We start from the raw sequence: 22,552 nt of genomic DNA, 5'->3' as shown, positions 1-22,552 counted from the left end.
TTGCAGTAATATTAATTTAATATATATTATTCCTATAAATCCAAGATTTTTATCTTACTTTCCCTATATTTTCCTTGACTTTCTCTGGATTTATTATATAATAATTATTATTAGTTAGAATTTAAATATGAAAGCGAGAGGTAAATTTATGACAGTAATAAACGGAAGTTGGGCAGGTTTTAGAGAACTAGTTTTAGTGGATAAAATCGAAGAATGCCCAAGTATTATTTCATTTTACTTTAAATCAAAAGATGGAGGTAAACTTGTTAAGCATAAGCCAGGACAATTTTTACCTTTTAAAATAAAGACAGCGGATCCAAAATATAAAGATGTTATAAGAACATATAGCTTATCTATACTTCCTAATGAAGATATGTATAGAATAAGTGTAAAGAAAATTGAAGGTGGATTAATTAGTTCTTACCTTCATGATAACCTAAATGTAGGAGATTCTATACAAGCAATGATTCCTACTGGATTATTTGTAGCTAAGGATACTCCAAAAACTGAACCTATAGTTTTATTATCAGGTGGTATAGGAATAACTCCTTTACTATCAATGCTATATTCAGAATCACAAACAAGAAATAATATCCACTTTGTTCAAGCACTACAAAACTCATATATACATCCTTTCAAAAAGGATATAGAAGCTATAGTAGATACTAGAGGGATTAAAAATACTATCTTCTATGCTGATCCTTTAGATACAGATACTGAAGGGGTTAACTATGATTGCAAAGGCTTTGTAAATAAAGATTGGCTTAAGGATAATGTTCCATTAAATGCTGAGTTCTATTTCTGTGGACCACCTCCATTTATGAAGGGTGTTGAAAACTCATTATTAGAACTAGGTGTTCCAAAGGAAAAAATTAATTACGAATTCTTTTAATTGAAAAAAGCGTGGCTATGCCACGCTTATTTGTCCATCAATAATATTTATTATTCTATCACATTCATTAGCAATATTTATATCATGAGTAACAATAATAACCGTTCTTCCTTCTTTATTTATGCTTTTTAATAAATTTAATATATCAATACCTGTATTCTTATCTAAAGCTCCTGTAGGCTCATCTGCTAAAATAATTTCAGGATTATTTACAAGTGCTCTTGCTATTGCAACCCTTTGTTTTTGGCCACCTGATAATTCATTTGGAGTTTTATCTTTATATTCTTTTAATCCTACATCACTTAATACTTTCATCCCACGTTCTTTCATATTCTTTTTATCCTTTGAATAAGTTATAGGCATTTCTACATTATATAAGGTGCTATACTGATAAAGAAGGTTAAAGTTTTGAAAAACAAAACCAAGTTCTTTATTTCTTATTTTAGCTAGTTTGTCTACTTTAAGCTCTTTAACTTCTCTACCATTTAAAATATATTCTCCCTCTGTTTGAATATCTAAAAGCCCAATAATATTTAAAAGAGTTGTTTTCCCCGAGCCAGATGGTCCCATTATTGCAATCATTTCTCCCTTTTCTATATTAAGATTTATATTCTTAAGAGCCCTAGTTTCACCATTACCTTTCCCATAAATTTTGCTTATATTTTTCAAAGAAATTATATTCATTTTTAATCCTCCTTTAAAAGATCTATAACATTGTATTTTCTAAGAACTACAATAGGAAGTAGTGATATAATCAAAGTAAATATAAGGATAATTACTATGTTTATAATTAGTATTATTGGAGATAACTTATATACTCCTAATGTAAGTTTCAGATAAATATTTGATATTATAACAGCTATTGATACCATTATTAATATTTCATATACTAGCTCCTTGCATAAATCTTTAGTACTAGCCCCAATTGCAAGTCTAGTTCCAAATTCCTTACGCCTTTCCTTAAATTCACCTAATATTGTAGTTGTAATTCCTATAACAGATAAAATCGTAAGAACTATACCTAAAAGTAGCTTTACATTAACATCATTTTGGAGTTTTTCATTTACATCTCCAACTTGGTCTTTTAAGAATATAGTGCCAGATATATGCTTCAAACCTGTATCTTTTTCGACTTTATTAGTAATCTCTTCAACAATTCTATTAACATCTTCTGTAGTGGTACCTTCATTTACCTCTAAGAACAGCCCAACATCGTTCAAAGCGACAAAACTACTAGAATAAAAGAAATAGTTTGCAGGTTTAACTATCATACTATTTGAAAAAGTTACAGAATCAAAAAAACTATTCTTTGTAAAAAAGCTAAATACAGAATCTTTTTTTAAGAAACCAACTACTTCATAATTTGCATCAACTAAGTCCATAGTATCATCTGTATACCCTATACATTCAGTTTGATTAAGTACATCTCCTACTTTAAAATCTTTTTTGTAATCAGATCCTAATAAGATAGGAATATTTTGAGTTTTATAATCTAAATTAAAATCTTCTTTTATTATAGTTCTTCCTTCATCTACACTAAATGTATATCTGTCTATAAAGTTTTTATCTACTTCTAAAGCTGAATATAGTTTAGGTTGATCTTGTGGTTGTAATTTATCTGATTTATTAGAATAAGTTTCAATTAAACTATTCAGCATCATAGGTGAATTAAAACAACTATATACATTAGTAATAACTCCATTACCTTTTAAATTATATAAATCATCAGATAGTTTTTGTTGATTTTTAATCCATTCATCTTGGGTTCTTTTATCTAATTGCTCATCAGCTTCACGAATTCTAACAACATAAGTATTTTTAGCGTTAAACATATTATTAAAAGCAGTTTTTTTATCTACTGCCCCCTTACTTTGAAGTATTACATTGTTAAGTAATGATAGTCCTAAGGCCAATTGAAAAATAATTAGAAAAGCAATCATTCGTAGCCTTTTTATAGATTTAAAAGCATTTAACATCTTCTATCCCTCCTTTAAAATTTCAATTGGTTGAACCTTATTTATATATACAAGTGCCGGAATACTTGATATTAGTGAAACCCCAACTGAAGCTATTAAGGAAATAAATATATTACTTAAACTCAACCTAATATCTAAGTTTAAGAACATCCCTTTAAATACTTGTCCTATAATAAATTGAATTACTAATGATGTTGTAACAGCTACTAATGCAATTAAAATTAATTTCCCAAAGAATATTTTTAGAAGTTCTATGTTACCTGCTCCACATACTTTTCTTATAGCTAAATCCTTCTTATTATCTTGGACCCATAAATAAGCAATAGAAATTGAATTTACTACTGTGATTACAAGTATTAAAAAAGAACTTTGAAACATAAGGGTACTCTCGCTTTCTATATCTTGTACTGTATAATTTTTAATATCAACTAGTGCTTCATTATTTTTTTCTAGAACAAAACTTTTAAGTAAATTTATAGATGAATCTATTTCACTTTTATCACCACTTATGACTATAGGAATTTGTCCATTATCAACATAATTACTTCCAGTAAGCTTATAAAACAATTTGTTTGGGATATCTATATAAGCTTCAGTATCAAAGGTTCTAGCCTTTTCAGTAATATCTATCTCTACAGGTACCAATAGAGTGTCATTCCTCACTGTAAAGTTTTTACTTTTGGTTAATCTATTTGAAAATACTCCTATATTTTTGTCGCCATTATAATCTTCATTACTTAGATAATTACCATACCTTAAATCTCCAACTCTTGTAAAACTATCACTTTTTATTTCTGTTGTTATCTCGTACCACATATTATCATTCAGCTTATCATTTAAACCATATCTAAGTTGTATAGTAATTTTTTTATCATTTAATATTCTATTTATGTCATCACCTGTTACTCCATTACTTGTGAGCAGAATTACTTTATTTGTTTCTCCATCATATTTTTTTAACTTTTCTTGTTGTGAATTTAGAGCAGAATAGCCCATTGAAAAAGCTAGAAAGGCAGCAGTAAAAGCAAATAAGAAAAAAAGATTTGAGAAGCTCGATTTCTTCTTAGTATTTTCTTTCATTACGAGATGTCCTCCTTAATCTATAATATAAATATATTAAAACACATATATTAAAATGTTACAAATTAAGAATAATATGGATAAATTCCCCTTACTACTCATCATCATATTTCTATAAATTAATACAATAATCCTATTAACATAAAATGGATATATGGTATAATATTCCTATTATCTTCCTAAAAAGGAGCTGTTGAAAATATTTATTAGAAGAAAAAAAATAAGAAAACTATTATTAATAGGAGGGCTGTTAATTATGAGTCAGTTTGTAGGATGCGCAGATAAGTTTACTCAGCAAAAAAACAAAGAAATCTTAGATAAAGTCAGTGATTTTATTACTATGTTTCCCTCTAATAACTTAAATTTTTTATATGACAAAGACGGTAATCCTTCAAACTTAGAAGAAGGTGATTTAGGGACATGGATAGTCTCTTCATTTAATCATTCAACAGTTGAAAAAGGATGGCAAACAACAGGAGTCACAATAAATTTTAATAAAAATACAAGAGAAGCAAAAGGTAATTTCCTAAAAACTATTCATGATACTAATGATATTAATAAGATTATAGAAAAGGCAGAATACCCTATTTACTATGATAAAGATGGTATTAAATTTGTAGATCAAACTATTGAATCATCAGTTAAAGAAGAGCTAGCTAAATTTAAAATGATCTTCGACTATATTTCTTTAGATAGAAGCTATTTAGAAAAGTTAGAATCTAAAACTATTTATAATGGTGAAGTACCTGTATATGATATAACTTATAAATTAGGTGATAAAGATAAAAATATTCAAAAAATCAAAGAAATATATCCTGACCTGCCAATTGATACAAATAATATAAATATGACTTTAGCAGGAGATGGCATACCTTGGAATACAACAAGCAGAGTGTCTTTAGAAATTTATTTAGATGATAATCACAATAATTATTTTACTTCTTCTTTGAGCTTTAAAGGCAGTGGTGATTTTAATAATTTAATAGAAGGTGAATAGACCTATGGAGAATACAACCTCTATCGCTAATATAAGCTATCAAATAGAAATCTGGCTTTATAAAGGATATAGTTTAAATGATATAAAGAAAGAAATTGTTGATTTAAAAGAGCGTAATGATTTCCCTAAAAACCTTGAGCTGATAGATGTATATTGGGATGAAACCTTTGGCTCAAGCGGATGTGCATTTTTAGATACAAAAACTGGCGAAACAATAGTTGGTTTCGCTGGAACAAACCTTGATAATGGGATTTCCGAAAGTTCAAAGGATATACTTACAGATGCAGTAGGGCTTGCCATTACAGGAATAAATAATGATTCCCCTTATATGAAGGAGGCAAATAAATTTATTAATAGCCTTAAAGGAAAAGGTTACAATATAACAGAATCTACTGGTCATTCACTAGGTGGCGCATTATGCGTGTATATTGGAATTAAAAATGATATACCTTTTATAACAACCTTCAATGGTGCTCCCTTATATGTATTACCTACTGCACACTTAACAGGAACTGCTAGTTTAATTAATAGTATAATGGAAAATTATAATGGTAGAATCACTAGATTTGTAAGTGATGAGGATTGGTTAAATAGTTTATCTGATTCTGCAAATGGATTTTATCTTGGAGATGAATACTTAATCCATAATGATGCAGGACATGATTTGAAATTTTTCATGGAAAATGAAACAGAAAAGTATATATCTGAAATACTTTTAGCAAATAAAATAGATAGAAGTACAGTTCTATCTCTTGACTTTGATGGAGATGGAAAATCTGATTTATCCCTAACACCTGAAAGCTTAATAGTAAAAAACCTTTTTGGAAGAAGCGGATTATATAGTGGAAATGGTACCACTATTAATATTGATCCTAATGCATTCTATAATTTAAAAGAAAACCTGGAAAATAATATGGTCAATAATGATATAGAGTGGATAAATCAAGCTATAGGTTTATGCATGGATAAAAATAACAGGATTAAAAGTGATAAAACTCAACGAGAAGATACTTTATGTAGTAAGGTAGTTGAGGGACTAAATGAAGCTAGCTTAACGAAACTACTAAGTAGAATAGATAATTCTCATGGTAAGTTAGTAAAAGGCACTAATAAAAATACACTAAAACTATTAAGTGAATTTAATACCTATAATGTAACAAGAAAACTTGATAGATGGGGTTCAAGTGGTGGCAGACGCTGGTTTTTAGATGGTGAAGAATTTGATGAATATAATTTAATTAACTGGATTAAGGATTTAAAAAAATCTGCAGACATTTTATATTATCAAATAACTACAACAGGTGAATTTACTTCTTATTCAATGTACACCTCTACCCCTCAAGTCTATAGATTTGATACAATTTCAGCCATAGGAAAAGCTTTTATTAATGTCACTAATGGTTTTTTAAGTAAAACAGAAGAGGTATTTAAAGGTACAGGATTGCGTTCAGTTAAAAATGATGGTATTGTTAATTCAATTTCAGAAGTATTAGAAGTTGAAGAAAAAAATGTGGCTGAATTAAAAAAACAAATTTTAAATACTGCTGAACTGTCAAAAGGGCTAGCTGAAAACTTTTCTGATATGGATAATTGGCTTGGTAATAGTATTTCACAAGGAATTATTAGTGGAAAATATGAAGTTAAAAACCTTCCTAACTCCTACAAGGCTTACTTAGAAGAAAATAATATATTCGATGATGTTAAAGATGTTATTGAAGCATATGATTTGCAAGTTGAATCAGCAGCAATAAATTTATCTCGGAATATTGTTTCCGATTTTAATAATTTGATTAGTAGAACACAGAATAAATTGAAAAGTATTTATAATTCGCTGGAGGATTTCATAAACTCAGTTAATAGCCTGGATTCTAGGATGAATGGAAATGTAACTTCAAAACACTTTAACACAAACTTATCTGGTTATAATCAATACGAAACAACTGAAGTAAATACAAGTCATGGGATTCTCTCTAATTTCTTTCCATCTAATATAAGTAGTTGTATTGAAGATTCTAAAAGATATATAGTTCCAGTTTTAGATTCCCTCTCTGATGCTCTTTATTTATTAGACCTATATAATTCACAACTTCATGATTTGAAAAATTATTTTAAATTTATTATTGAAAAAGCTGTATATGATTCTATTGAATTAAATTCTATTGTAGAAGCTCAGATTTTAATATCTGCAAGAATTGAAAGAATGATGAAGGAAATAACAAGAGTTGATGAAGTTATAGAGCTTGAGTATAAGGGAAATTCTTTAAAAAGTTATCAAACTCAATTACAGTCACTAGTTAAGTCACTAGAGTATTTTACTTTAATGCTAAATGACTGCTTTGGTGAAAATTCGAAATCTAGTTAGTAAGGTAAGTAGTCTGCACATATTGCATCTTAATCATATGCCCTCTAGTGCAGACTGCTAATTATAAGCTTACCCTTTATTCATATCCATTAATAACAACATCCAGCTTCCCAGTTGCTGGATCTATTACAAGTCCGTGAATTGAAATACCTTCTGGCATTAGAGGATGTTTCTTTATCATATTAACACTATCCTGAATTGATTCTTCTACCGAACCAAAACCATGAAGCCACTGTTTAACGTCAATTCCACTATTATAAAGGGTTTCTATTGATTTTTCTGATACCCCTCTATCAACTATCTTAGCTAATAAGTCATCTGTATTTAAATTACACATACCACAGCCATGATGTCCAATAACAAAAATCTCATCTGCATTAAACTCATAAATTGCAACAATAATACTTCTTATTATACTACCAAAAGGATGCATAACTGCTGCCCCTGCATTTTTAACAATCTTTGCATCACCATTTTTTATGTTTAAAGCCTTTGGTAAAAGGTCTGTAAGTCTAGTATCCATGCAAGATAAAATAAGTATTTTCTTATTTGGATTCTTTGATGTTGCATACTGCTCATATTCCTTATTTTCTACAAAACGACTATTGAACTCCAATATCTCTTCTAATTTACTCATTAATGTGCCCCCTCTTTTACTACTAAAATAGTCTTTCAAGTATTTTACAACTTTTTTTGTAGCTTGTATATAGTTTTAATTGAAAATAATATTCTTTTTCATAAAAAAATTATTTTTCTATTCATTAACTTTTATACTTATTTTACTTATACTATCATCTGTTAAATAATCAACTTCATTTTTAATCTCATTCACTTTATACTTTATATTACCATATGTAGAATAAGCAAATTGTATTGTACTATCATCAATAATAGACTCTCCCATATCAATAGTAATAATATCTTTTTTATTATAAAGCTTCTTCTCGTTCCTATAATTCTCAAAAATATAAATACTATTCTTATATGTCTCAAACCCTTCATTCTCAGCTGAACTTTTCAACTTCCACTTGTCCTTTATCTTTTCACGTTCGTAATAGTCTCTTCTGAAATTATTCACTTCTTTTACTTTATCTGGTTGAATTGAGTATGATAAAGAATAAGAATTAATTCTTTCTCTAGTAAGCCATTCATAACCAATAATTATTTTATTGTTAGTATCCTCTTTAATAAGTCCATAACTAACTATAAAATCAATATTATTTTCATTATCTGAACTAATCTCTACAAAGTCATTTTTATTAACCCTGTAATACTTAGTAACAATACTTTCTAACTCTCCATTACTTCCCATATATTCTATGAATTCATCTTTCGCTTTAATATAGTTCTTTCTCTCTACAATCACCTTTTGCTTCTCTTTAACGTAAATAACTGTAACTATAAATGTAATTACTATAATACCTATTAATAATATAGCTCTATTCTTTTCTTTAAGCATATTAACCCCCTAAAATTAATAAATACTTTATTTTTGACCTATCTTCCATATTATAGCTTATCTTTCATAAATATAAATTTATAGTCTTATATTTAAAAGAACTCATTTCAATGTTTTAGTATTTATCTCACCAAATGATTAATACTTAATATCCTTATAGCCTAAATATTAACAATTTGATATTTATTCTAAAGATATATATTAATATAGTATATTTTCATATTCATTCTATGATTATCTATAATATTACCTCTTAAGATAATCAACTTCTTTTTTTGAACACCTTTAATAATATAATAAGAACAAAGACTATCATATTTCTCAACTAGTCTTTGTTCTTATTTAAATCAAATTAAAGTTCTCCTATATTACTCCTATATATTATTCCTTTACAAACTCTCTTAGCTTAAAGCTTCCAGCTGTAAAGAATACTAATGAAATTAATGATATTATTACTATAGCTGGCAGAACTCTACCATTATTGATTATCTCAATCATCCAGTAAAATGGTGATAATATACCTAATTTTGTTACTAAACTTGGAATATTCTCAAACATCCCTAAATTCATGTTTACTATTGCTAATGTAAAGTATACTAAACCTATTAACACAACTAACAAAGTTGCAAAATTTGCATTTTTTATATATCTTGTAACTAAAACTACTAAAGCTGTTGTAAATAAGCTACATAATCCTATTACTAAAATACTTTGTGGAATATTTATATTAGGTACCTTTAAAATCTTACTTGTTACTATAAATGCAAGTGAACTTAATACCCCTTGAATAAAGAAAGCTGCCATAAACATTCCCCCTAAAATTTCTTTATCTGAATTTGAAGTTGATATTGCACGTTTTAGCACCTTTTGTACCTTTAATTTAATCATATCCTCTGTAATAATTGATCCACCAATAACCATAAAGTAACAAATCATCAGTAATGAAATTAAATATTCTCCATTATCGGATTTCTCATCTTTTTCAATAGTAGTTTCAATATACTTACTACTTAATCCCTCTTCAATCCCTTCTTCAAGCTCACCCTTTATAAATTTATCAATAATTTTTTCTGCAAGCATTGATCCAGCTACTTCTTCACTTTTATAGGATTCTATAATTGGAACTCTACCACTTTTAATATCATCCTCAAAGCCCTTATCAATAACATATATTGCTCCTACATTTTTATCCCTTATTTCTTTATAGTTACTTTCAATTTCACCAGTATAATAATAAACTTTATAATCAACTTTTAAATCTTCTATAATTTTTTCAGAATACTCACTATTATCTTTATCTATTATACCTATAGTTGGTTTAGATCCTTCAGTTCCAATCATTCCAACTAACATAATCACTGGTAACACAAATGACATTAATAAAATCATTGGATTTTTTGCATATCTTTTTATATTTACTATTGTTAATTGAACTAAACCCATGACTTTACCTCCTTACTCTTCATTTCTTTTATTAAGGTAATTATAAAAATCCCTATTGATATTGCTATTATCCAAAAGACTTCTTTTTCAACACCAATCAAATTTCCATTTAAGCAATAAGCTGAAAAGGCTTTTGAAATATAGTGAGTAGGTGCTAATTCAGCAAATACGGTTCCACTTCCAGTAAACATTTCCATTCCTATAATAGGTAACATGAAAATTACTAAACCTACTATTTTTCCGTACTTCTCTCCAAAGAAACTCTTAATGCAGGAACTTAAAGATGTAACTAAAATAGCACTTGTAAATATTAATAGACTAAGCCCTAAAATCTCACCCTTAAAGGCTATTCCTAGAATCCTAAAAAATAAAACATATGCTGAAATAATTATTGTAGAGTAAATTAACAATATAATAAATTCATATTCAAATATTCTTGTCCTATTTATTGGAGTTGATAGTACCTTCTTATCTATATTTTTTGATAAATCCTCATAATTAGATTGTATCAACATATAAATCATCATAGTTATAACAAATCCTATCATTAATGAAGCCATTCTCTCATAGCTACTTACTTCTTTTACTTCATCTATAATATTGCTCTCAATCGTAGTCATTTGGGTTAGGCTAATTAAATCTTCTTGAGAACCACCAGCTATATTAATATAAATACCTTGATGATAATTATCTAAAATAACTTTTAATGTATTTATAACTGCCTCCCCTTCGCCTTTTTCCTTTATAACTATATTATTTTTATTCATTGATAGTAAACTACTTTCATAGCCTTTAGGAATAATAATATCTGCCTTTCCATCATCTTTTATATTAATAAATTCCTTCATGTCATCACTCTTTAAAAATTCTATAAGTGACTTAGACATATTCGTATCATCTTCATCTACTATATTAATATCTAATACCTTAAGCTTTAGTGGATTAGTATGCATATTTTCCTGAATAAACCCAGTGAACCCTGCTAATATTATTGGAAATATCAGAAAATACGCTAAAGTTACTAAGCCACCTTTAAACATCCTCTTCAACTTAATTTTAATATATATTAATAATCTCATATCAATCACCCTAATCCCTTAAAGTTTTTCCTGTCAACGCTAAAAATACATCTTCAAGCTTTGCTTCTTCATAGCTTATTTTCCTAATATTAATTCCATCCTTTTCTAGTAAATTTAAAGCATCTCCTAATTTAAAGCTACTATCTATTGTAAATCCGATTTCACCTTTGACCTCTACTACTTTATTAACCCCCATAACTTCCTTAAATTTCACTAAAGTCTCAGCCTTTACCCCTGCAGTTGATATTACAACTTTATTATTTGGAAAAACAGAAGTTTTAACTTCATCTTTACTACCATATGCAACCTCTTTCCCTAAATCCATTATAAAGACTCTTTCACATAGCTCCTCTACCTCTTCCATATAATGAGAAGTATAAATAACTGTAGTGCCCCATTCCTTACAAATCTTTTTTGTAAAAGTAAATATATGATTCCTTGATTGTGGATCTACACCTACTGTTGGCTCATCCATTATAAGTATCTTTGGATGGTGCATTATTGCAGCTGCTATATTTAATCTTCTCTTCATCCCTCCAGAGAATTTTTTAACCTTTTCTCTTCTTCTATCCTCAAGGCCTGTTACTTCTAATGCTTCAGTAATTCTTTCCTTTAGTAAGCTTCCTTTAAGACCATAAAGTGAACCAAAAAATTCAAGGTTATCATAAGCACTTAAATTCTCCATTAAGGCTAAATCCTGAGGTACATAGCCCATAGACTTCTTTGCTTTAATTGGTTCTTTCGCTATATCAAATCCATTTATAATTATTTTCCCGCTATCTGGTACCAGTAAGCTTGTCATTATATTTATTAATGTTGATTTACCAGCACCATTAGGTCCTATAAATCCAAATATTTCACCCTCTTTAACTTCATAACTTACATTATCTAAAACTAACTTATCATTAAATCTCTTTGTAACATTTTCTATTTTAATTATCCCCATTAAAAATCCCTCCTAAGGTCTATCTTGTATTATGATATTATAATACGACAACCTAGGAGGGTTAACCATTACTTGAAGTCACTACATAGAATGACTTAAGTCACTATTCCATTTTTAAATGCAAAAATTGCTATTTGTGTTCTATCTCTAAGTTCTAATTTAGATAATATATTAGTAATATTATTCTTTATTGTTCCCTCAGAAAGGAAAAGTTCCTCTGATATTTGCTTATTGCTTAAGCCTTCTGCAATAGCCTCAATAATCTTTATTTCCTTTTCTGAAAGATTAAATTTATTTATCTCTGACTTCTTCTCTTTATAATTACTATCCTCTAGAATTTTTGTTGCCACCTCAGGATGAACAACCATATTTCCTTTATATGCTGTTTTTATTCCCTCATATATTACATCATGAGAACTATCCTTTAGCATATATCCAAAGGCACCATATTTTAAAGCTTCTTGTATATATTCTTTATCTTTAAAGGTTGTAAGAATTAATACCTTAACTTTAGCAAACTGCTCCTTAATTAGTCTTGTCCCCATTACCCCATCACAATCCTTCATTCTTATATCCATAAGAACTATATCAACTTCATTATTCTTACAGATATCAAGAGCTACATATCCATTCTCTGCAGTTCCAACTATATGAATATCATCAAAGGTTGAAAGCATTAATTTCAAGCCCTCTCTTATTAGCTTTTCATCATCTACAATAAGAAGTTTTATTTTATCCATCCTATATCTCCTTCTCCCTTGGAATTGTAATCTTTATAAAAAAACCTTCCCCAAGACTTGATTTCATATCTACCAGCCCATTTAATTCAGCAGTTCTCTCCCTAATGCTTTTTAAACCTAAACCAGTCTCATTTATTTCCTTTGTACCTTCTCCATTATCCTTAAAGGAAATAACAAAGTCCTCCTCTGTAAAGTTCATAATTATATTTTCCTTAGTAGCCTTACCATGCCTTAGAGAGTTTGATAATACTTCCTGGGTTATTCTATATAAGTGGCTTACCTGCTTAGTAGATAAATTCCATTCTCCTTTTGAAACTGTTAAGTTTACTATTATTCCTGATAACTTTTCAAAATTCTTACAAACTTCTTGAAGTCTTAAAATTCCCTGATAATTATCATATTCATCTGGCTTTAGTTCCTTTACTGCCCTTCTAACATCTTGAAGACTCTCATTAATAAAGGCTCTTAGGTTACCAGCCATTTTTCCTAGTGAACTTTCTTCCTTTTTACCTATAGCTTCCATAGCTGATAGCTGAATCATAGCTGTAGATAATGCATGTCCAACACTATCATGAATTTCCCTTGAAATTCTGTTTCTTTCCTTAACTAAGGTTAACTCCTCTATAGAGTCTAGACAACTTTCAAGATCATTATTAGCTTCAATAAGCTTTTCCTCTGATACTCTTAGTTTATCATAAAGGCTTTGTGCCTCTAATTTACTTCTATTTAATCTCTCAATATAATTTAATAGTATGTAGAATCCAATTAATATAGGTATATTTCTTATTGATTCTTCAAAGTTGAAAATATTGCTACTTATAAAATATATCACTGTTATAATACTTATACTTATATATCTCATAACTTTTTTATTTAACGTAAAGCTATCTATAATAGTTCCAATTAAATATAATAATATTTCTCCCCCTACAAAATAATGAACAATAGTACATACTAATATTTCTATTAACACTGATAAAATAATAGCCTTTTCATTCTTAATATAAAATATCCTTATGTTATTATTTATAATAATACATAAAATTAAGGCTACTCCTATTAATCTTCTACTCTCTTGCATAGAAAGGATTTGAAATATTAAAATTATATAGGATATATATCTAATCCCCAATAATTCCTTGCTTTTTCTCATTATATTCTCCTATTAATTAAGTATTTCATCATTTACCAATACCATTTCATTTTATATTTTTATCACTCTTGATATTTTACCATTTAATTGTATTGCCTTACAAATTTAACTTGAATAAGTAAAAAAATAGAGAGTATTATACTACCCTCTATTTTCCAATTTGCTGATAAAGTCCCTTAGATATTTAAGGGATTTCTCTTTCTTCTATTTAATTTATTACACAAGTCCTAGTATTACTCCAAGAATTATTGTCCCTATATAAATAATATTAGTTAAAACAAAATTCTTAACAGCTAAAACAAAGGTATCCTTTTTAGTTTGTACCTCAAAGAACTTCTTAATATTCTCATTAACAGGCTTAATTGCAACTAAAGCTAAAATTGAAGTTATAGGTAATACTCTAGCTACTACCCCTATAATAATTGCAATAAAACCAATATAATAAAGCCATTTAAATACTAATAAAGCATTATCCTTTCCAATATATTGTGGAAGGGTAAATCTTCTATTCTCGAAGTCATCATCTATATCGCAAATATTATTAGCTAACATAATATTTGCTATTCCCATAATTGCTGGTATTGTAACAATAACTAATGAAACTATAACAGCTAAGTTTATTCCTAGATTTAACCTACCATCTGTTAATCCTAGAGTAATAATATTCTCATCAAAAACATGTACGTAAATAGCTAAGAATGTTATAAAGAATCCCATTGTAAACCCTGAGAATATCTCACCAAAGGGAGTTCTTGAAATTGGTATTGGTCCAAAAGAATATGCCACACCAATAGCAAAACAAATCATTCCTATTAAAAGTACTATAATATCTGTATTTAAGAATAATAATATTCCAAGTAGGCTTGATATAACTAGCATACTAATAATTAATCCTTTTACCATATTAGGATTCAAGCTATCCTTAACTATTGCATTATGCTCTTCATAACCAAAGCCTTCTTTCTTTACAGCTTTCTTATAATCAATATAATTATTTATTGCTGTTGTTGTCATATCAAAAATAAGCATACTTGAAAATAATAATATTGCATTTGTAATTTTGAAATCATCATATTTATAAAGAGCAAATACTGTTCCAAGTAAATATGGAATAACACTTGCTACTTTAGTTTGTATTTCTACTAACTTAAAAAAACTCCCTATTTTCATTTGTATCTCCTTATATAAGTTTAAATTTAATTCTTTTATTTATTAGTATACTAAATTTTAGAAATAAAACAATTTCCCTAAGTATTTATTCTTATATTTATATTTCCATCTTCTTTATTCTAACAATTTTCATCACTTAAATTTAAATAAAATTGAAATTTTTGTTTAATTTTGTAATATAATATGTTAATATTGTTTATGTTTGGTAATATTAACCGAACAACAGATAAGTAAATTTATATATTTATACAAAGGAGATATAATTATGAAAAGAAAAATACTTAGTTCACTTCTTGTTGCTATGTTATCAGTAACCTTAGTAGCATGTGGTGATAAAAAAGAACCTACGCCAGATACTACAACTCCACAAGTTGAAGACACTGCCAAAGAACCTGAAGAAGAAAAGCCAGTAGCTACAAATACTACTGCTAAAGAATCAAGTATTGACTCAAAATTAAACATTGGTGAAACAGGACTTGCATCTATGCTTATTCCTAGTATACTTAGTAAAAACGATTCACTAGAAACTGGTACTGTAAAGGTTTCATTAGATAGTATTGTTCGAGGGGATGCTGCTCAGAAGATAGTAGATGAATATAATGCTAGTGACTATGGTCTTACAGTTGCTTCTCTTGATAGTAGTTTGCTTGAATACGCTGTTGTTGAATATAGTCTTACAATCCCTAATGACTTCCCTCATGATGAGTTTGGTCCTTCACCTAACATTACTAGTTCCATAAGAGGAAATGATGGCAATGGCTTAGTCTACGATGGAATACTTTTTAGTATAAGCACTTGGAATTTCCCTATTAATTATATTGAAGATCCAGTATTAAAACCAGATGTACCTACAAAAAGTTGTTTTGTTTTCCAAATACCAAAAGGATGTACTGATTACACAATAGTAATTGGTGATTCTGAGACTCAAGAGGCATATTTCAAAGGAAAATAATTCTTGATTATATGCAAAAAATGCAGTAAACATCATGCATTGTTTACTGCATTTTTTATAATTAATTTTCACAATCAATCCTTTTAAGGTTTTATCTTAAGAATGTCGTCTGCATTTAAGCTATCTGAAACCTTCTCCATAGTATAACTTCTACCATTATCATAGGTAATAATTAACTTCCCCTCTTGAATAACAATCTTAGCTTTATATGTTTTCTTATTATTAAATATGGACTTGCCATTATTCACCTGACTTCTATTAGCTAAATTTGTAATTAGAACATAGGGGTTTATACTCCCCTCCCATATATTATCTTCACTTTTCTTAAAGATACCAAACTGATAGTCCGCCTTTATCATTCCATGATTCTTAATATCTTCTTCAGTATAATAATCAAAGTCTACCTTCCTATTATCTTCACCTATATAGAAGCCTTCTGTCACATTACCACTAGCATTTATAATTTCCATTTCCTCTTCATTTATAATGTTAACTACTACAATGCTTTGTCCAACTAAAGTTCCAACCTTGTTTTTATACTCAATTAAATAGCTTCCATTAATATCTTTATAAGTAACCATACCTATTTCACTTTTAATTCTATCTACAAAACTCTCTAATATAATATTTGCAGATTTGAAATAGTTATTTTTTATATAACCTTCAGCCTTATCTATATCAACTTGGATTTCCTTCTTTTTCTCCTCAGATAAGGTGGAAATATCTAATGCCTTAACTTCCTCTATAATCTTATTTAGATTTTCTTTATTTATAGTAGTAACTTTTTCTTTAAATGCCTCTATCTCAACTTTTAGTAATGGGAAAGCTTCTGTATTGTTACTTTGTATTGCTTCTGAAGACTTTGAAACTATATCCTTAAGCTCTTCTTCAGCATCTCCTATAATATACTCTTGGGTTTCTTCTTTAAAAGTTTCAAAGTAATCATTAAACTCTATGGCTGTTATATTTGTACCCTTATTCTCCTCTTCTGTATTATCCTTGGAATATATTAGAGATACTATCCCTATTGGAATTAATATTACTATAATAGCAAGTATAATAAAGATACCTTTCTTCTTCATAAGTTTTCTCCTCTTTATTTTCTGTAAATTAATTATAGCAATAGTTGCTTACAAATTCCTATCATTAATCAAATAATGATAATTGAGTACTCAACCCTTGATTTAATTTCTCTTTCATAGGCTTTGTATAACTACTTGAAAGATTATATTTATTCCTTAATTCATTTACCACTAGATATAGTTTTTCTTTATATTCCTTACCTGCTCCACCTTTTTTATATAACAATTCTAAAGGCTCATATAAATCTGGAAACTCCTTTTTAATAAAAGTAAAAAATACAGCCCTAGTATTTCCCCTTAAATATAAAGTTCCAGGAAGTACATAATCTACTTTACATTCCTTTGCCATCTTAAACATACTATCAAAATTCTCATAACTATCTGTAATGTAAGGAATTATGGGCATTACATGTAAACCAGTACTTGCATTAGTTTTACTAAATTCCTTTAATACATTGAACCTATCTAAACTTGTTGCTCCAAAGGGTTCAACCTTTTTTCTAACTTCCTCATCCATAGTAGTTATGGTTTCTGCAACATTTACGTAGGTAATTCTTGATAGCTCATCTATCAAGTCATAGTCCCTTAATATAAGCTTTGATTTGGTAGAAATTATAGCTGGTGTTTTATACTTAATAAGAAGCTTTAATATTTCAGGCATAAGCTTATATTTATCCTCTGCTGGTTGATAGCTATCTGTTACTCCTCCAATGTTTATGACCTCTCTTTTCCAGCTCTTATTCATTAATTCTTTTTCTAACTCATCTACTATATTAGTTTTTATATGAATATCCCTAAAGAAATCTTCTGAATCTAAATACTTATGAGAATAGATTGCATAGCAGTACTTACAGCCATGTTGACAGCCTCTATAAATATTTAAATCCCATCCATAGGGTATCTTTCTTTTTAGCTTTGTTAACCCACTCTTACAAATCTCTTCTTTAAATGATACCTTATCCATCTATAACCTCCACCTAAAAATCAATATTTTACCCTTTAGTTTTTCCTGAACCTTCCTATTTATATTATACTTTACTTCTTCCCTTATGAAAAACAAGAAAATAATAAAACTGCACACTATTAGATAGTGTGCAGCCTATAAAATCTACTCTGATAATATATAATTTCCTAAAGGAATAATTATTGATATTGCTATTAAAGTTAATAATAAAGTTATTCCTAATGAACCAATAGTTAATGCTGTATATATATTAAATATTACTGGAATATACATTGTTACAGTAAAGATTAATGGTGCTAATAATATATACTTACCATTCTTCCCAGGTATCATACCTTTTAATAAGATAGATATTATTACTAGTGCTATTGGCCATAGGAATAAATATGAACCTCCTGGTAAAACAACCATAAATACTGTCATTAAAATTGTATTAAATAATAATCCACCTAAAATCATAGCATCTTTATCATCTTTCTCTCTTACTAAATATTTTGCAACTATAGTTGATATAACTATTAAAACAGCTACTGCAATTAAAGTAATTATGTTGTCTCCTGCTATATTAGGCATATAGGTCAAGCTAAATTTAACCTTTGTAAAAATAGATATAATATATGATATAACTAAACCTATAACTAATGCTCCAATTCCTAGCCCAATCCAAATTCCAGTCCATTTTAATAAACTCTTAATGGAAATTCTACTATTTTTAATAATCATAGCAAGTATTATTACTGCTACAATAGATGCTATTATTGCAATTGTAGTTGAGTAATTAATAAATACATTTGGTAGTATTGTAAAGAATATTCTATCTTGATCAGCCTTAAAATAATCTATATCTGAATATTTTTCTGAATATACAAACTCCTCTACCATTGGTAGTACCTGTTCTCCATAATGTTGTATACTTCTCTCATTAATATTTTCATATATATCTGAATTTGTATGATAATAATCTAAATTATTTAATACAGCAAAGTTTGTTCCATTAATCCCTTTTTTTATAAACTCAGTAAAATCAGTTCCATTTGGCATCTTTCTATATATATCTGCAGCAAGAGAATATGAAACTGGAAGCTTTGCATTCTTATATAGTTCAATAACCTTCTCATTATTTTCACCAGTTTCAAACATTAATGCAGGGCCTTTAATTCCTCTTGCTTCCATGTTAACTACAAAGGATACATTTTCATAATTAGAAAAATTCTTATTCATCTCTTCCTTTGCACCAAGTAATCCCATCTCTTCCCCATCTGTAATCAATATCTTAATTCCATTTTCTAAAGGACTTCCGCTTTCTTTAATATTTCTTAGTATCTCTAAAATTGTTGATACACCATATCCAGCATCTGCTGCACCATGTGAATTATTATCTTCTCCACTTCTCTTTTTAGGTGAAGAATCATAATGTGATGCAAGTAGTATATAACTTCCATCTTCACCTTTCTTACCATCTATTTTTGCATATATATTGTTTATTGTTTGTAAATCACCATTTCTATCTTTAACATTTTCATAGGTAAAGACTTCTGGATCTAATCCAATCTCTTTTAATTCTTGTAAAATATATTCCCTAACTTTCCCTAAAGCTTCTTGATTATATATAGAATGTGGCTCTTTAGCAATTGTCTTTATATGCTCCTTAGCCCTCTCTGCAGAAAATCCAGTATCATTACTATTCTTTGCTTTTGGTATGTATTGTGAAAATATCCCTAAAGCTGCTGCTATTATAATTGCTAATGTTAATAAAATAATTCCTTTTTTCTTCATAATATCTCCTAACTTATTTTTTCTATTTATTTGTTGACTGCAATATAGCATGTCTTAAAAAAGATAATATCAGAAAATACTTTGATAATCAAATAGTTTGTAAGTGAAATTAAAATTCTCTTAAATACATTCTTATGATTTTTAATTTTTTATTGCTATTTTAAAATATTTTATATATAATTGTTATGAAATATGTATATTTTTATACAAAATGAGGTTTTAATGATGATGAAAAATATAAACTTACCAAATAGGCTAAAACTTAATATGTTTTACTTTAGCTTTTTTAGTTAGTTTGTATTTATGGATTAATATATTAATCATAGATACAAACGTTCTACTTGTTTGTATCTATGAAGGCTAGAGTTAATTTGTTATGCAAAGCCACATAGATAAACACTATGTGGTTTTTTTAATCCTAGGCCTTAAAGCCACATAGTAACTACTATGTGGCTTTTATTATATAAAATATGAAAGAGGTATTAATATGAATAAAAATAAAACTAAAGATATTATAATTATTGCTTTTGCAGTATTCTCAATGTTCTTTGGAGCAGGTAACTTAATATTCCCTCCCTATATTGGAATGACTTCTGGTAGCAACTGGATTGTAAGCTTCTTAGGCTTTATATTCTCAGATGTTGGACTTATACTTATAGCTATGATTGCTATTGCAAAATCTGGTTCATTCCAAGCTGTACTTGGACGAGCAGGAAAGAAATTTGGACTTACTTTAGAAATTATTATAATGCTTTGCCTTGGCCCTATACTTATAGTACCAAGAACAGCAGCTACAACTTTTGAAATGAGTATACAACCTTTATTTAACGGATTTAATCCAATTTTATTCTCAGTGTTATTTTTCGGAGTAGTACTTATTTTAACTATTCGCCCTACTAAAGTTATGGATATACTAGGTAAGTTTTTAACACCAGTATTACTACTTGCTTTAGCTATATTAATTATAAAAGGAATAGTATCACCTATTGGAGATTTAAATACTAATATAGAAACTACTAATTTGTTTATGAATGGTCTTACTCAGGGCTATCAAACTATGGATCCTTTAGGAACAGGTGGAATAGCAGCTCTTGTAATTACTTCATTCTTAATAAAGGGATATAGTAAAAAAGAAACTATTGGACTAACTATTAAATCATCTGTTATTGCTGGTATAGGTCTTGCTCTAGTATATGGTGGTTTAGCTTACTTAGGAGCTACTGTATCTAATGTTTATGATTCAAGTATATCTCAGACTGCATTATTAATTAATATAACTAATTCCCTTTTAGGTAATGGGGGTACAATAATGTTAAGTGTAGTAGTAATATTTGCATGTCTTACTACAGCAATTGGTTTAACTTCTGTTACTGGTAAATTCTTTGAAGATGTAAGTAATAAAAAGTTAAAATATAATTATGTAGTTATCTTTATATGTGTATTTAGTACTGTAATGTCTATCCTTGGAGTTGATAAGCTTATATCTGTCTCTGCTCCAATATTAACAGTAATTTATCCTGTTTCAATAGTTCTAGTATTAATGAACTGCTTTAGAAATGTATTTAATAGAAGTGAAATTTATAAAGGTGCAGCCTATGCAACTCTTTTAACTAGCTTACTTACTGTAGCTAATAGCTTAGGAATGAATATGGACTTTGTAAATAAATTACCCCTTGCAAACCTTGGATTTAACTGGCTACTACCAGCTATAATTGGTGGAGTTATTGGATTTATTATAAGTGGTGTTAATAAGAATGTGGTAACTGATAAATAAGAATAAAAAGGAGGCTTCTACTGATAGTGAAGCCTCCTTTTTTATTCCATAACTTTACTTTCTATATCCTTCTATTATCCTTTTCTTTTTTAGATATACTCCTATATATCTTAGGTCACTCCATCTATAGATAACTCTAGCTACTAAATAACCACTTATAAAAATAATATAAAATGAACCTGACCACTGAGTTGATTCAGTAAATAGCAAAATCATACACATTAAGGTAATACTATATAAAATAATATCTCTTATTAAACTACTTATATATTTATGGCACCTTTCCTTCATAAGATCAATTCTATCGAAAGCTTCTGGTCTTTCCCCCTCATATTCCATTGACCATAACCAGTAGTCCTTCCCCTTAGATACTAAGTTCCAGCCGAAATCTTTGAATATTTCTTCATAGCCTTTTTCAGCTATAAATTTATAATCTAAACAATACCTGATCTTTCTCTCTTGACCCTTATGAAATATATGCTCACCTGAAATACTAGCTTTTGCTTCAATTGATGCCTTAGTATACTTCACTTCTCTTAAATTCCAGCCTTCTGACTCTTTTTCTTCTAACCAGTTCTCATAATTCTCATAATCTACAAGACTAATAATATACTTCTCAACTAAAATATTTTCCTTATCCTCAGTGTTAATATTGTTATCCATAAATTACACCTCCATAATCTCAATTTACCTCAATACCATAGTTT

At 28.3% G+C, this 22,552-nt stretch carries 20 protein-coding genes; 5 read left to right on the top strand and 15 right to left on the bottom strand.

Annotated elements, in window-relative coordinates:
* Window positions 1–148 precede the first annotated feature (148 nt).
* Window positions 149–892 (top strand): FAD-binding oxidoreductase, encoded by a 744-nt coding sequence (locus ACSYT2_RS01830; protein WP_438383031.1) that lies wholly within the window; start codon window positions 149–151, stop codon window positions 890–892.
* A gap of 15 nt (window positions 893–907) precedes the next feature.
* On the opposite strand, the gene ACSYT2_RS01825 is transcribed toward ACSYT2_RS01830, so the two are convergent.
* Genes ACSYT2_RS01825 through ACSYT2_RS01815 form a run of 3 tightly spaced genes read right to left on the bottom strand, consistent with a single transcriptional unit; the run spans window position 908 to window position 3,948 of the window.
* Window positions 908–1,576 (bottom strand): ABC transporter ATP-binding protein, encoded by a 669-nt coding sequence (locus ACSYT2_RS01825; protein ID WP_430857088.1) that lies wholly within the window; start codon window positions 1,574–1,576, stop codon window positions 908–910.
* A gap of 2 nt (window positions 1,577–1,578) precedes the next feature.
* Window positions 1,579–2,868, bottom strand: coding sequence for an ABC transporter permease (locus tag ACSYT2_RS01820; RefSeq protein ID WP_438383028.1), 1,290 nt, complete (start codon window positions 2,866–2,868; stop codon window positions 1,579–1,581).
* Between the two features lie 3 nt (window positions 2,869–2,871).
* The gene (locus tag ACSYT2_RS01815) at window positions 2,872–3,948 is read right to left on the bottom strand and encodes an ABC transporter permease (protein ID WP_430857086.1); all 1,077 of its coding nucleotides are present in this window, start codon (window positions 3,946–3,948) and stop codon (window positions 2,872–2,874) included.
* A gap of 256 nt (window positions 3,949–4,204) precedes the next feature.
* Here ACSYT2_RS01815 and ACSYT2_RS01810 point away from each other — a divergent pair, with 256 nt between their 5' ends.
* Together ACSYT2_RS01810 and ACSYT2_RS01805 are read left to right on the top strand one after the other, a co-directional pair.
* A complete protein-coding gene (locus ACSYT2_RS01810) occupies window positions 4,205–4,945 on the top strand; it encodes a Csa1 family protein (RefSeq protein ID WP_438383026.1) in 741 nt (246 codons plus the stop codon).
* A 4-nt stretch (window positions 4,946–4,949) separates the two neighbouring features.
* Entirely contained in the window at window positions 4,950–7,307 is a 2,358-nt protein-coding gene (locus tag ACSYT2_RS01805) for an SA1320 family protein (RefSeq protein ID WP_438383025.1), read from the top strand.
* A 76-nt stretch (window positions 7,308–7,383) separates the two neighbouring features.
* On the opposite strand, the gene ACSYT2_RS01800 is transcribed toward ACSYT2_RS01805, so the two are convergent.
* The 8 genes from ACSYT2_RS01800 to menA form a co-directional block, all read right to left on the bottom strand.
* On the bottom strand, window positions 7,384–7,944 hold the full coding sequence (locus ACSYT2_RS01800; RefSeq protein ID WP_430857083.1) for a beta-class carbonic anhydrase: 561 nt from the start codon (window positions 7,942–7,944) through the stop codon (window positions 7,384–7,386).
* A 117-nt stretch (window positions 7,945–8,061) separates the two neighbouring features.
* Window positions 8,062–8,766, bottom strand: a complete 705-nt coding sequence (locus tag ACSYT2_RS01795) for a hypothetical protein (protein ID WP_430857082.1) — start codon at window positions 8,764–8,766, stop codon at window positions 8,062–8,064.
* Window positions 8,767–9,147: 381 nt separating this feature from the next.
* Window positions 9,148–10,209: an ABC transporter permease gene (locus ACSYT2_RS01790; RefSeq protein WP_438383023.1), complete on the bottom strand. Its 1,062-nt coding sequence runs from the start codon at window positions 10,207–10,209 to the stop codon at window positions 9,148–9,150.
* The gene (locus ACSYT2_RS01785) at window positions 10,200–11,288 is read right to left on the bottom strand and encodes an ABC transporter permease (protein ID WP_438383021.1); all 1,089 of its coding nucleotides are present in this window, start codon (window positions 11,286–11,288) and stop codon (window positions 10,200–10,202) included. Before ACSYT2_RS01785 ends, ACSYT2_RS01790 begins: the two co-directional genes overlap by 10 nt.
* Window positions 11,289–11,298: 10 nt before the next feature.
* Window positions 11,299–12,234 (bottom strand): ABC transporter ATP-binding protein, encoded by a 936-nt coding sequence (locus tag ACSYT2_RS01780; protein WP_438383020.1) that lies wholly within the window; start codon window positions 12,232–12,234, stop codon window positions 11,299–11,301.
* Between the two features lie 95 nt (window positions 12,235–12,329).
* A complete protein-coding gene (locus tag ACSYT2_RS01775; RefSeq protein WP_430857078.1) occupies window positions 12,330–12,974 on the bottom strand; it encodes a response regulator transcription factor in 645 nt (214 codons plus the stop codon).
* Between the two features lies 1 nt (window position 12,975).
* Complete coding sequence (locus ACSYT2_RS01770) at window positions 12,976–14,127, bottom strand: sensor histidine kinase (RefSeq protein ID WP_430857077.1); 1,152 nt, start codon at window positions 14,125–14,127, stop codon at window positions 12,976–12,978.
* Between the two features lie 216 nt (window positions 14,128–14,343).
* Window positions 14,344–15,297: a 1,4-dihydroxy-2-naphthoate polyprenyltransferase gene (menA, locus tag ACSYT2_RS01765; protein ID WP_430857076.1), complete on the bottom strand. Its 954-nt coding sequence runs from the start codon at window positions 15,295–15,297 to the stop codon at window positions 14,344–14,346.
* Window positions 15,298–15,562: 265 nt separating this feature from the next.
* On the opposite strand from menA, the gene ACSYT2_RS01760 reads away from it, so the two are divergent.
* Complete coding sequence (locus tag ACSYT2_RS01760) at window positions 15,563–16,249, top strand: hypothetical protein (RefSeq protein ID WP_430857075.1); 687 nt, start codon at window positions 15,563–15,565, stop codon at window positions 16,247–16,249.
* A gap of 83 nt (window positions 16,250–16,332) precedes the next feature.
* On the opposite strand, the gene ACSYT2_RS01755 is transcribed toward ACSYT2_RS01760, so the two are convergent.
* From ACSYT2_RS01755 to ACSYT2_RS01745, 3 genes are all read right to left on the bottom strand, one after another.
* Window positions 16,333–17,331 (bottom strand): hypothetical protein, encoded by a 999-nt coding sequence (locus ACSYT2_RS01755; RefSeq protein ID WP_438383017.1) that lies wholly within the window; start codon window positions 17,329–17,331, stop codon window positions 16,333–16,335.
* Between the two features lie 64 nt (window positions 17,332–17,395).
* On the bottom strand, window positions 17,396–18,295 hold the full coding sequence (locus ACSYT2_RS01750) for an SPL family radical SAM protein (RefSeq protein ID WP_438383015.1): 900 nt from the start codon (window positions 18,293–18,295) through the stop codon (window positions 17,396–17,398).
* Window positions 18,296–18,439: 144 nt separating this feature from the next.
* A complete protein-coding gene (locus ACSYT2_RS01745; protein WP_438383013.1) occupies window positions 18,440–20,071 on the bottom strand; it encodes a M20/M25/M40 family metallo-hydrolase in 1,632 nt (543 codons plus the stop codon).
* A gap of 487 nt (window positions 20,072–20,558) precedes the next feature.
* Here ACSYT2_RS01745 and brnQ point away from each other — a divergent pair, with 487 nt between their 5' ends.
* Window positions 20,559–21,845: a branched-chain amino acid transport system II carrier protein gene (brnQ, locus tag ACSYT2_RS01740; protein WP_438383012.1), complete on the top strand. Its 1,287-nt coding sequence runs from the start codon at window positions 20,559–20,561 to the stop codon at window positions 21,843–21,845.
* Window positions 21,846–21,899: 54 nt separating this feature from the next.
* On the opposite strand, the gene ACSYT2_RS01735 is transcribed toward brnQ, so the two are convergent.
* A complete protein-coding gene (locus tag ACSYT2_RS01735) occupies window positions 21,900–22,508 on the bottom strand; it encodes a DUF2812 domain-containing protein (RefSeq protein ID WP_430857070.1) in 609 nt (202 codons plus the stop codon).
* Between the last annotated feature and the right edge of the window lie 44 nt (window positions 22,509–22,552).

The sequence above is a fragment of the Clostridium zhoujianii genome (assembly GCF_051590805.1).
Classification (GTDB): Bacteria; Bacillota; Clostridia; order Clostridiales; family Clostridiaceae; genus Clostridium.
This window is presented reverse-complemented; position numbering and strand designations above follow the sequence as displayed.

Bases quoted from the DNA above. Each gene is read 5' to 3' on its own strand.
- ACSYT2_RS01830 (WP_438383031.1), top strand. From the start codon at position 149: ATGACAGTAATAAACGGAAGTTGGGCAGGTTTTAGAGAACTAGTTTTA.
- ACSYT2_RS01825 (WP_430857088.1), bottom strand. From the start codon at position 1,576: ATGAATATAATTTCTTTGAAAAATATAAGCAAAATTTATGGGAAAGGT.
- ACSYT2_RS01820 (WP_438383028.1), bottom strand. From the start codon at position 2,868: ATGTTAAATGCTTTTAAATCTATAAAAAGGCTACGAATGATTGCTTTT.
- ACSYT2_RS01815 (WP_430857086.1), bottom strand. From the start codon at position 3,948: ATGAAAGAAAATACTAAGAAGAAATCGAGCTTCTCAAATCTTTTTTTC.
- ACSYT2_RS01810 (WP_438383026.1), top strand. From the start codon at position 4,205: ATGAGTCAGTTTGTAGGATGCGCAGATAAGTTTACTCAGCAAAAAAAC.
- ACSYT2_RS01805 (WP_438383025.1), top strand. From the start codon at position 4,950: ATGGAGAATACAACCTCTATCGCTAATATAAGCTATCAAATAGAAATC.
- ACSYT2_RS01800 (WP_430857083.1), bottom strand. From the start codon at position 7,944: ATGAGTAAATTAGAAGAGATATTGGAGTTCAATAGTCGTTTTGTAGAA.
- ACSYT2_RS01795 (WP_430857082.1), bottom strand. From the start codon at position 8,766: ATGCTTAAAGAAAAGAATAGAGCTATATTATTAATAGGTATTATAGTA.
- ACSYT2_RS01790 (WP_438383023.1), bottom strand. From the start codon at position 10,209: ATGGGTTTAGTTCAATTAACAATAGTAAATATAAAAAGATATGCAAAA.
- ACSYT2_RS01785 (WP_438383021.1), bottom strand. From the start codon at position 11,288: ATGAGATTATTAATATATATTAAAATTAAGTTGAAGAGGATGTTTAAA.
- ACSYT2_RS01780 (WP_438383020.1), bottom strand. From the start codon at position 12,234: ATGGGGATAATTAAAATAGAAAATGTTACAAAGAGATTTAATGATAAG.
- ACSYT2_RS01775 (WP_430857078.1), bottom strand. From the start codon at position 12,974: ATGGATAAAATAAAACTTCTTATTGTAGATGATGAAAAGCTAATAAGA.
- ACSYT2_RS01770 (WP_430857077.1), bottom strand. From the start codon at position 14,127: ATGAGAAAAAGCAAGGAATTATTGGGGATTAGATATATATCCTATATA.
- menA (WP_430857076.1), bottom strand. From the start codon at position 15,297: ATGAAAATAGGGAGTTTTTTTAAGTTAGTAGAAATACAAACTAAAGTA.
- ACSYT2_RS01760 (WP_430857075.1), top strand. From the start codon at position 15,563: ATGAAAAGAAAAATACTTAGTTCACTTCTTGTTGCTATGTTATCAGTA.
- ACSYT2_RS01755 (WP_438383017.1), bottom strand. From the start codon at position 17,331: ATGAAGAAGAAAGGTATCTTTATTATACTTGCTATTATAGTAATATTA.
- ACSYT2_RS01750 (WP_438383015.1), bottom strand. From the start codon at position 18,295: ATGGATAAGGTATCATTTAAAGAAGAGATTTGTAAGAGTGGGTTAACA.
- ACSYT2_RS01745 (WP_438383013.1), bottom strand. From the start codon at position 20,071: ATGAAGAAAAAAGGAATTATTTTATTAACATTAGCAATTATAATAGCA.
- brnQ (WP_438383012.1), top strand. From the start codon at position 20,559: ATGAATAAAAATAAAACTAAAGATATTATAATTATTGCTTTTGCAGTA.
- ACSYT2_RS01735 (WP_430857070.1), bottom strand. From the start codon at position 22,508: ATGGATAACAATATTAACACTGAGGATAAGGAAAATATTTTAGTTGAG.